Raw genomic sequence first — 9,542 nt, 5'->3', positions numbered from 1 at the left:
AAAGAACGGCGGCATCGAAACTGCCAATCTCCCCCCTTGAGGGGGAGATGCCCGGCAGGGCAGAGGGGGGCGCGAAGGATCGCGACGTAACCGATTAGCCAGCGGTATCCCGCACAACAGCTGCGGTTTCCCGCACAATCCTCCCGCCCTGCTCGCGCCATGCTCCGACCTCGCAACCCAGCCAAGGCCGTACCCCATGAGCATCGTCGTATTCGACCCCGACAGCACGCAGGACGTGGACTTCAAGGACCGCATGCGCCATCCCGCGGCGGCCGATCCGGCCGGCGGCATGTGGCTGTCGGACACCGAGCCGTCCTTCATCGATGCCGATGCCCTGCGCAAGGGCCGGCTGGCCAAGCTGCGCGGCTGGATGCGCGAGGCCGGCTATGGCGGCGTGGTGCTGTTCGATCCCTACAACCAGCGCTATGCTACCGGCTCGCGCAACATGTTCGGGTATTTCCTGCGCAACTCGACCCGCTATTTCTTCATTCCGACCGACGGGCCGATCGTGCTGTTCGAATACCCGCAGAGCTATCATGTCTCGATGGTGCTCGACACGATCGACGAGGCGCGTCCTTCCAAGCTCGTCTGGTCGTCGGTCTCCGGCCGCGACGACGAGACCGCCGGGCCGTTCGCCGACGAGATCGCCGAGCTTCTGAAGCAGCATGGCGGCGGCTCGATGAAGCTCGGCCTCGACCGCTGCAGCCATCTGCAGGCGCTGGCGCTGGAAAAGCGCGGCTGCGAGGTTCGCGACTGCCAGGGCGAGATCCTGGCGGTGCGCGCCGTCAAGACGCCGGAAGAGGTCAAATGCCTGCAGGTATCGATGGCCGGCGCCGAGGCCGCCGTCTACGCGGTGCGCGAGGCGATCAAGCCCGGCGTTTCCGAAAACGACCTGTTCGCCATCATGTATGGCGAGGTCATCCGCCAAGGCGGCGAGTTCATCGAGACGCGGCTGCTGACATCGGGCCAGCGCACCAACCCCTGGTTCAACGAGGCCAGCGGCCGCAAGATCCGGCCCGGCGAATTGCTGGCGCTCGATACCGACACGATCGGCTGCTACGGCTATTATTCGGATTTCTCGCGCACCTTCCGCTGCGGGCCGGGCAAGCCGACGCCCTACCAGAAGTCGCTCTACCGCATGGCGCACGACCAGGTTCAGCACAACATTTCGATCGTCAAACCCGGCATGGCGTTCCGCGAGATTGCCGAGAAGGCGTGGAAAATCCCCGACCGTTTTGTCGACCAGCGCTACACCTCGGTCATGCACGGCGTCGGCATGCATGGCGAAACGCCGTTCATCGCGCATGCCATGGATTACGAGACCTATGGCCGTGACGGCCATATCGTGCCAGGCATGGTGGTGAGCGTGGAAAGCTATATCGGCGAGAAAGGCGGCCGCGAGGGCGTCAAGCTGGAGGACGAGATCCTGATCACCGAGACGGGCACGGAGCTGCTTTCGCGCTTTCCCTATGAGGACGAGTTTCTGGAGGGAAAGGTTTGAGGGTCTTTGCGCGCTCCTTCGCTGCTGTCGCAGCCTTCCATCGCTTCGTCATCCTAGGGCGGAGCAAGGAGCGCAGCGACGCGGCGCAGACCCCTGGAGCTGCTTCGCAGCCCAAGGGATCCATGCCGCGACCTCTATGCACCGCAACGGTACAAGTTCTGCACCGCTGCACCATTCGATCAACATCACGGCATGGATCCTCGGGTCTCCGCGACGGAGCTTCGCTCCTGCTCCGCCCGTGGATGACGAAGGTGGGGAGGCGCCGGCCAATCACCGCTGCTTGCGCCAGCTCGCTAAACAGAGCGGTGTCGCCCGCCCACAACCAAGGCGCATCGGCATGAAAACCCCCATCGCCATCAAACCCGGCACCGTGGCCGCGATCTTCATCGACCTGCAGGAAGAGCACCGGCAGGACAAGCGCTACCTCGTCGACGGCTATGCCACGATCCTCGCCAACGTCCAGCGCCTGCAAGCGGCGGCGCGGCAAAACCATGTGCCGATCTACCACTGGGCCTACATCGTCGATCTCGACAGCCAGGACCGGCCGTTTCATCCGCTGGGTGAAGACGGCAAGTCGGCTTTTTCCGACAAGAGCGATCCGCTGACCGAGATCTGCCGTGAGGTGGCGCCGATCAACGGCGAGGCGCTGCTGATCAAGGCCGAGGCCAGCGCCTTCCGCACCGGGCCGGCGGCGCGCGACATCAAGTCTTCAGGCATCGAATGGTTGGTCATATCAGGTGTCTGGACCGAGGCCTGCATCGACGCGTCGGTCAAGGATGCGGTGGCCAAGGGCTTTCGCGTGCTGCTGGTCAAGGATGCCTGCGGCAGCGGCAGCGCGGCCATGCACCAGACCGGCATCCTCAACCTCGCCAACCGGCTCTATGGCGGCGCCGTCACCGATACCGATGGCGCCTGCCGGCTGCTGGCCGGCGAGACCGTCACCGCCTGGCAGGTCGAGGGCTCGGTGCCGCTGCGCTTCTCCTTCGAGAACGCGGCCGCGCTCTACGCCGATCTATGACGCGCGGCCCCTACGAAACACGGCTCGACCCGGCCCTTTGGGCCTATATCGACGCCGTCAACGGCTGGTATCCGCCCGAAATCCTCGGCCTGCCGATCGACAAGCAGCGCGCCGTCTATGACCGTATGAGCCGCGCCTTCCACCAGGGCCGCCCGCCCGGCGTCAAGGCCAGCGACGGCCTGATCGCCGCCGCCGGCCGCGACATCCCGATCCGCCGTTACCGGCTTGCCGGCAAGGCCGCCAAGGGGATGGTGATCTACTACCACGGCGGCGGCTTCATCCTCGGCGGCCTCGAAAGCCATGACGACATCTGTGCCGAGCTCTGCGCCGGCACCGGTTTCGACGTGCTGTCGGTCGACTACCGGCTGGCGCCGGAGCATCTTCATCCCGCCGCCTTCGACGATGCCGTCGCCGCCTTCGAATGGGCAGCGGCCACATCAGGCCTGCCGCTGGTCCTGTGTGGCGAAAGCGCTGGCGGCAATCTCGCCGCCGCCGTGGCGCAGACGACGCGCCGCCATATCAGAGCTGCGGTCGGGCAAGTGCTGATCTATCCCGAACTCGGCGGCGACGAGACCGCAGGCTCCTATGTCGAACACGCCAACGCGCCGCTGCTATCCGTGGCCGACATCGCCTTCTACCGCGACGTCCGCTCGGCCAGGCGGCAATCGCCCGACGACCCGACCTTCTCGCCGCTGCGCGACACCGATTTCTCCGGCCTGCCGCCGACGGTGATCGTCACGGCGCAATGCGACCCGCTGTCGTCGGATGGCGAGACCTACCGCGACCGCATTGTGGCCGCCGGCGGCAAGGCCTGGTGGCACGAGGAGCCGAGGCTGGTGCACAGCTTCCTGCGCGCCCGAACGTCGGTGCCGGCAGCGGCGGAAGCGTTTGCGCGGATTGTGGGCGCGGTTGCTGCGCTGGGCCGGGGTGAGTGGCCGACGGTGGAACGCTAATCTCCCCCCTTGAGGGGGAGATGTCGCCGAAGGCGACAGAGGGGGTCGTCGCGCGTAGAGCGCTAGCATCATCTTTTTGAAAGTAGGAGGTCGCGTCCCGTCGTGCCGACCCCCTCTGGCCTGCCGGCCATCTCCCCCTCAAGGAGGGAGATTGCGCCGCGCCGTTGGCACATCTCCTCCCAGCGCGGCTGCAAAGCATAAGCGCACTGCCGACTCCCCATGCGGAACCCCGCACAATCACTGCGGATTCCCGAACACTCCCCCGCGTCACCCAGCCTTATCATTCCCCCTCAGGCATGGCGCCCCGGCGGTCGCGTCCGCCCCCGCGTCTGTCGATCGGCCGGGGCGATTTTCTGTGCATGCCGTTGTCCCAAAACCGCTGGGCACTTTTGGGCGGCATGCATCAACAACAGGGGAATGACGATGAAATTCATGCTGACCGACCGCAAACTCCACCCGCAAGCCAAACCCGTCGCCGAGGACTTCAAGGCCGGCGGCATCAACCGCCGCGAATACCTGGCGCTGATGGCCGGGCTCGGTGTCAGCGCCGCCGGCGCGGTGGCGCTGGGCGGGCTCAGCACCACCCCTGCCCGCGCGGCAGAACCGAAGAAAGGCGGCGTCCTGCGCGTCGCCATGAACGTCAAGGGCTTCAAGGACCCGCGCACCTTCGACGGCGTGGAGATGTCGAATGTCGCCCGCCACTGCAACGAATATCTGGTGCGCTGGAACACCGACTTCTCCTTCGAGCCCTGGCTGCTCGAAAGCTGGGAGGCGAGCGACGACGCCAGGACGCTGACCCTGCATGTGCGCAAGGGCATATCCTGGTCGAACGGCGATGCCTTCAACGCCGATGATGTCATCCACAACCTCACCCGCTGGTGCGATGCCTCGGTGCCGGGCAATTCGGTCGCCGCGCGCATGGGCGCGCTGGTCAACGCCGACACCAAGAAGGTCGTCGACGGCGGCATCGCCAAGGTCGACGACTTCACCATCAAGCTCAATCTGCCCAAGTCAGACATCTCGCTGATCGCCGGCATGGCCGACTATCCGGCGCTGATCATGCACCGCTCCTATGAGGGCGACGGCGATCCCTTGAAGGCGCTTGCCATCACCACCGGCCCCTGCGAGCTGGTCAGCTGGGATGCCGAGACCGGCGCCGAGGTGAAGCGCAAGGACAGACCGTGGTGGAAGGGCGAATTCCATCTCGACGGCATCAAATGGGTAGACTACGGCTCCGATCCCAACGCCATGCTGTCGGCCTTCGAATCCGGCGAGATTGACACCGATCACGAAACCGCCTCCGACGCCGTCTCGCAGACCGAGCAGATGGGGCTGATGAACTCCGAGATCGCCACCGGCTCCACCATCGTCGCCCGCTTCAATGTCGCCAACGCGCCCTATGACGACGTCAAGGTGCGCCGCGCCGCCCAGCTCGCCGTCGACAATTCCGCCGTGCTGGCGCTCGGCCTCGGCGGCCGCGGCAAGCCCGCCGACAACCACCATGTCGGCCCCATGCACCCCGAATATGCCGATATCGGCCCGGCCAGGCGCGACGTCGAGCAGTCGAAGAAGCTGCTCGCCGAGGCCGGCAGGGCCGACCACGAATTCGAGCTCATCTCCGTCGACGTCGAATGGCAAAAGAGCACCGGCGACGCCATCGGCGCGCAGATGCGCGAGGCCGGACTGAAGATCAAGCGCACCGTGCTGCCCGCCGCCACCTTCTGGAACGACTGGAGCAAATACCCCTTCTCCTGCACCGAATGGCTCGGCCGCCCGCTCGGCGTCCAGGTGCTGGCGCTGGCGTATAAATCGGGTGCAGCCTGGAACGAGAGCGCCTACGCCAACCCCGAATTCGACACCCTGCTCGACAAGGCGCTGGCGACGCCGGACGCCAAGGCGCGCAAGGAGATCATGGCCAAGATCGAGCAGAATCTGCGTGACTCAGGCATCATCATCCAACCCTACTGGCGCTCGGTCTACCGGACATATCGCAAGGGCGTCGAAGGCTGCGAACAGCACCAGGCGCTGGAGCAGCACTTTGAGAAGGTTTGGATTGAGTCTTGAAGCGTCGGCGCTCCTTCAAGTGCCGCGCTGGCCGGTGGATCGCTGCGATCATCTGCGGGTTGGAAGTGGCCGGCGCGAATGCCGGTGAGGCAGTTGCCTGAGCCCTCACCGGCCACTGGCGACCTGATAAGGGTCCGCCGCCCGAGTTTTCTATCGCTCCGAGTCTGCGCGATCAACCAGGCCGGACTTTTGGTACGGAAGCGGACAAAGGCTCACCGCGCCGGCCTCAGCAGCGTCCAGATCCAGCCAACAAAGGTCAGTACCAGGAACGGATAGCCGGCGGCGGGCAGCGGCGCCGACGTCGGCAGCAAGGGCGCGCCCCAGAGAATCATGCAAGCCGAGACGATAAACAGCACGGCGGCCACGAGCGCGGTGAGCCGCATCCACAGGGCGAAAGTCTTCGGCGCGCTGACCATGACCAATGCTGCCGCCCAAAGCGAGATGCCGCCGACATAGGAGGGCACGCTGGCCTCCAGTCCCGCCGCATTGCCGGCAAGCAGCAGGCTCTCGCCGGCCAGGAAAGTCAGGAATCCAGCCGCTACGCTGTCATTGCCCAGCCGCTGGTATTTCATGGTCAGCAGCGCGGTCGCCACCACGAGTGCCACGCCGTCGATCGTCCAGAGCGTTTCGCGCAGCGGGGCGCTGGCGACGAAGGTGCCGGCTAGGCCGAAGGCACCGCCGATGGCGAGGCCGGTCGCGGCGATGGTGTCTGAAGTGGTGCGCATTTGATGTCTCCCCAAGCTGGCTCGAGGATACCGCAGGACGGTGTCTGATCCAATGCTCGCCGATGGCGAGGCGCTCTCACCTGTTTGACTTCCCGACGCGGCTCCAGTGTCAGCCCGAAATCGACAAGGCGTGAAGGCAGAGACTGTCGAGAGAGCGGTCCGCAGCGCGTCCGCAGTCGACAAAGTCAGCCTTGCCCGAGAACCGATATCGGCGGATCGCAGCAAGCACCTTACGCTTGCCTTGAAGGCAGCCTACTTTGGCAAATAGTAGCCGCTCGTGGGCACAGAATGTCGGTACTGCCTTTCCTGAGAATTTACGCGCCGCTCAACGCGGTGCTGGCTGCCCCTGGGCTTCTGGTGGTGGCTGCGCTCACGACACCGAACCTGTCCGGACGAAGCAGACTGGCTCTGACCGCACTGCTCGCGGTCATTTGGGGCGCCTATCTTCTGCAGATGGCCGCGACGCTGCTCAAGCACCGGGCGGGAGACCTTCGGGACAGGACGCCGGCAATCGCCATCGATGTGCTCGCGGTTTTGGTTCCACTCGCCGCATTTCTGCTCGGCGGCACGCCCGACTGGAGCCTCTACTGTGGTGTCTGGCTGCTGAAACCGCTGCGCGACTCGACCTTCTTCCCGGTGCTGGGCAGGGTGCTGGCCAACGAAGCGCGCAACCTGATCGGCGTCACCACGCTCTTCGGCGTCGTTCTGTTTGGTGTCGCACTCGCCGCCTATGTCATCGAGCGCGACATCCAACCGGAAAAGTTCGGCAGCATCCCCGAGGCAATGTGGTGGGCGGTGGTCACGCTGTCCACCACCGGCTATGGCGACCACATTCCGCAAACCTTCGCCGGCCGCGTCCTTGCCGGGGCGGTCATGATGACTGGCATCGGCATCTTCGCGCTCTGGGCCGGCATTCTTGCCTCCGGCTTCTATCAGGAAATCCGTCGCGAGGATTTCGTCCGCAATTGGCAATTGGTCGCCGGCGTGCCCTTGTTTGAGCAGCTCGGCCCGGCCGTGCTGGTCGAGATCGTGCGCGCGCTAAGACCTCGCAACTTGCCGGCGGGCGCCGTGATCTGCCGCAGTGGCGAGACCGGGGATCGGATGTTCTTCGTCGTGGAGGGGCGCGTCAGCGTCGCGACGCCGAACCCGGTGGAGCTTGGCCCTGGCTCCTTCTTTGGCGAGATGGCGCTGATCAGCGGCGAACCGCGTTCGGCGACCGTCAACGCCGCGACAGCGGTCTCCCTCCTGTCGCTGCACGCGGCGGATTTCCAGATGCTGTGTAGCAGCAGCCCGGAGATCGCGGAAATCATCCGCAAGACCGCGCTCGAGCGCCGCGGCGCGGCACCGATGGCTTGATCCCAATCGTGCAGCTCCACCGCCGCGCTGGCAGGGTGCGCGCTGCCTCCGGCAGCTCCCACCCGGACTTGTGCTCGCATCGACCAACCGGGTCGATGCGTTCGGCCGAAGGCCGAACCGCTTAGTCCCCCATCTTAAGCGCCTGGATAAACGCCTCCTGCGGGATATCGACCTTGCCGAACTGCCGCATCCGCTTCTTGCCTTCTTTCTGCTTGTCCAGCAGCTTCCGTTTGCGCGAGACGTCGCCGCCATAGCATTTGGCGGTCACGTCCTTGCGCAGCGCCGAGATGGTTTCGCGGGCAATGACCTTGCCGCCGATCGCGGCCTGGATCGGGATCTTGAACAGATGGTTCGGGATCAGCTCCTTCAGCTTCTCGCACATCTGCCGGCCGCGCTTTTCCGCCGCCGTGCGGTGCACCAGCATGGAAAGCGCGTCCACCGGCTCCTCATTGACCAGGATCGACATCTTGACGAGGTCGCCCTCCTTGTAGTCGGTGAGGTGATAGTCGAACGAAGCGTAGCCCTTGGAGATCGACTTCAGCCTGTCGTAGAAATCGAACACGACTTCGTTGAGCGGCAGGTCGTAGATCAGCATGGCGCGCTTGCCGACATAGGACAGGTCGGCCTGGATGCCGCGCCGGTCCTGGCAGAGTTTCAAGATGCCGCCGAGATAGTCGTCGGGCGTCAATATGGTGGCGCGGATCCACGGCTCCTCGATCGCCGAAATCTTCACCACGTCGGGCATGTCGGCCGGGTTGTGCAGCTCCTTCATCGAGCCGTCGGTCAGAGCCAGCCGGTAGACGACGCTCGGTGCCGTGGCGATCAGGTCGAGGTTGAACTCGCGCTCCAGCCGCTCCTGGATGATTTCGAGATGCAGCAAGCCAAGGAAGCCGCAGCGATAGCCGAAGCCGAGCGCGGCGCTCGTTTCCATTTCAAAGGAGAAGCTGGCGTCGTTGAGGCGCAGCTTGCCGACCGCGGCGCGCAGATCCTCGAAATCGGCGGCGTCGACCGGGAACAGGCCGCAGAACACCACCGGCTGCGCCGGCTTGAAGCCGGGCAGCGCCTTGGCGGTTGTGCGCTTGTCCTCGGTGATGGTGTCGCCGACGCGGGTGTCGGCCACTTCCTTGATCGAGCCGGTGAAGAAGCCGAACTCGCCGGGGCCGAGCTCGTCGACATTGATGCGGGCCGGCGTGAACACGCCGGTGCGCTCGACCAGGTGCTTGGCGCCGGTACCCATCATGCGGATGGTCTGGCCCTTTTTCAGCACGCCGTCGATGACGCGCACCAGCACGATGACGCCGAGATAGGCGTCATACCAGCTGTCGACCAGCATCGCCTTCAACGGCGCCGTGGCGTCGCCTTCGCGCGGCGGCGGCAATTGGTGGACGATGGCCTCCAGGACATCCGGAATGCCAAGGCCGGTCTTGGCCGAGATCAGCACGGCGTTGGAGGCGTCGATGCCGATCACCTCCTCGACCTGCTCGCGGATGCGCTCGGGCTCGGCGGCCGGCAGGTCGACCTTGTTCAGCACCACGACGATCTCGTGGTTGTTGTCGATCGCCTGGTAGACATTGGCCAGCGTCTGCGCCTCGACGCCCTGGGAGGCGTCGACGACCAGCAGCGAACCCTCGCAGGCGGCCAGCGAACGCGACACTTCATAGGCGAAGTCGACATGCCCGGGTGTGTCGATCAGGTTGAGGATATAGTCCTCGCCATTGTTGGCGTGGTACTTCAGCCGCACCGTCTGCGCCTTGATGGTGATGCCGCGCTCGCGCTCGATGTCCATCGAGTCCAGCACCTGCTCCTTCATGTCGCGCAGCTCCAGCCCGCCGGTCAGCTGGATCAGCCGGTCGGCAAGCGTGGATTTGCCATGGTCGATATGGGCGACGATGGAGAAATTGCGGATGTGGTCGAGGGGCGTGCTC

Annotated in this window: 7 protein-coding genes; 5 read left to right on the top strand and 2 right to left on the bottom strand. The window is 65.2% G+C overall.

Going from position 1 to position 9,542, the window contains the following annotated elements:
- Nucleotides 1–196 precede the first annotated feature (196 nt).
- The 4 genes from EN750_RS07285 to EN750_RS07270 all read left to right on the top strand — a co-directional run bounded on the left by EN750_RS07285 (nt 197) and on the right by EN750_RS07270 (nt 5,536).
- The gene (locus EN750_RS07285; RefSeq protein ID WP_127396030.1) at nt 197–1,501 is read left to right on the top strand and encodes a Xaa-Pro peptidase family protein; all 1,305 of its coding nucleotides are present in this window, start codon (nt 197–199) and stop codon (nt 1,499–1,501) included.
- A gap of 337 nt (nt 1,502–1,838) precedes the next feature.
- Complete coding sequence (locus tag EN750_RS07280; RefSeq protein ID WP_127396029.1) at nt 1,839–2,519, top strand: isochorismatase family protein; 681 nt, start codon at nt 1,839–1,841, stop codon at nt 2,517–2,519.
- Nucleotides 2,516–3,472, top strand: coding sequence for an alpha/beta hydrolase (locus EN750_RS07275; RefSeq protein ID WP_127396028.1), 957 nt, complete (start codon nt 2,516–2,518; stop codon nt 3,470–3,472). Before EN750_RS07280 ends, EN750_RS07275 begins: the two co-directional genes overlap by 4 nt.
- 423 nt (nt 3,473–3,895) lie before the next feature.
- Complete coding sequence (locus EN750_RS07270; protein WP_127396027.1) at nt 3,896–5,536, top strand: ABC transporter substrate-binding protein; 1,641 nt, start codon at nt 3,896–3,898, stop codon at nt 5,534–5,536.
- A 212-nt stretch (nt 5,537–5,748) separates the two neighbouring features.
- Here the strand turns inward: EN750_RS07270 and EN750_RS07265 are convergent, their stop codons facing one another.
- The gene (locus tag EN750_RS07265; RefSeq protein ID WP_127396026.1) at nt 5,749–6,261 is read right to left on the bottom strand and encodes a hypothetical protein; all 513 of its coding nucleotides are present in this window, start codon (nt 6,259–6,261) and stop codon (nt 5,749–5,751) included.
- 288 nt (nt 6,262–6,549) lie between these two features.
- Here EN750_RS07265 and EN750_RS07260 point away from each other — a divergent pair, with 288 nt between their 5' ends.
- Nucleotides 6,550–7,617, top strand: coding sequence for a cyclic nucleotide-gated potassium channel (locus EN750_RS07260; RefSeq protein WP_127396025.1), 1,068 nt, complete (start codon nt 6,550–6,552; stop codon nt 7,615–7,617).
- A gap of 121 nt (nt 7,618–7,738) precedes the next feature.
- Here the strand turns inward: EN750_RS07260 and lepA are convergent.
- Nucleotides 7,739–9,542 (bottom strand): translation elongation factor 4 (lepA, locus tag EN750_RS07255; RefSeq protein WP_127396024.1); only part of this gene is annotated, 1,804 nt, incomplete at its 5' end.

Source organism: Mesorhizobium sp. M7A.F.Ca.ET.027.03.2.1, assembly GCF_003999175.1.
In the GTDB taxonomy this organism is placed as follows: Bacteria; Pseudomonadota; Alphaproteobacteria; order Rhizobiales; family Rhizobiaceae; genus Mesorhizobium.
This window is presented reverse-complemented; position numbering and strand designations above follow the sequence as displayed.